Origin of the sequence: Thiolapillus sp. (assembly GCF_048562965.1) — a bacterium.
GTDB lineage: Bacteria > Pseudomonadota > Gammaproteobacteria > Chromatiales > Chromatiaceae > Thiolapillus > Thiolapillus brandeum_A.
This window is the reverse complement of sequence record NZ_JBHNMF010001182.1, coordinates 1-807: the sequence shown is the minus strand read 5'-3', so window position 1 is coordinate 807 and position 807 is coordinate 1. Positions and strand designations below refer to the sequence as shown.

At 48.9% G+C, this 807-nt stretch carries 1 protein-coding gene; it reads right to left on the bottom strand.

What is annotated here, in order from left to right:
* Positions 1 to 46: 46 nt before the first annotated feature.
* On the bottom strand, positions 47 to 712 hold the full coding sequence (locus tag ACOCD2_RS23170; RefSeq protein WP_293653629.1) for a hypothetical protein: 666 nt from the start codon (positions 710 to 712) through the stop codon (positions 47 to 49).
* Positions 713 to 807: the final 95 nt, after the last annotated feature.

Below are 807 nucleotides of genomic sequence, written 5' to 3'. Positions count from 1 at the left end.
TTAAGGATTGGCACAAAAAACAACCGGAATTATTCAAAAAGAAAATCTATGATCTATCGGGACTTGACATGCCATAGGTTCCCCAGCATTGAGTAGCCGGAAAAGCGTCGAATACAGGGCCATTGAAATGGGTATTGATGATCCTGTCCGAGTCCGTGCCTATGGTTATTGAACGACTGGAACCTTCAAGCTTGGAATTCACAATAGTGAGCACGCCGGACACATTCCAAACCGCATTTGCACTACAGGGACCATTGGGGCAGGTTGCCTTGGCATGAATCCTGACCAGCCGCAGGTTCGCTCCATTGTCTTGTATTGCGGTGCTGTCGGAGCAGCCTTCTGATTCGACCTGGGCGCGATTGATTTCAATATTGCCTGCTCCCCGCGCCCAAAACCCAAAACAGAGTACAGAAGGCTTGTCAGGAGCCCAAATATTGGCAGCTGCTATATTCAGATCGTTATAGGTGGCATCCACACCATTATTGATGATGCCATAGTTCCTGTCATTGCCATTGACTGAGATGCTCACGTTGTTGACGCGAAAACCTGCCCCATCGTTGTAAATCGCTGATGAGTGATCTCCGGACGCAGTGGCAAGAAAAACAAGATTGTTAACAGCAAGATTTCGCAATTCAGCATCTGCAGCCCCTCTGATTACAGCACTTGTCCCATCCCAGATCGACCCCTTGTAACTACTCACCCCTATCAGCATAGAGCTGTCCCGAAAAGGCCATTTGAATGGCGACCAGCGGATTGTATCCCTGATTTGCCATGGTCTGCAGGTAACTGGAGATGCGGCAATAGGCC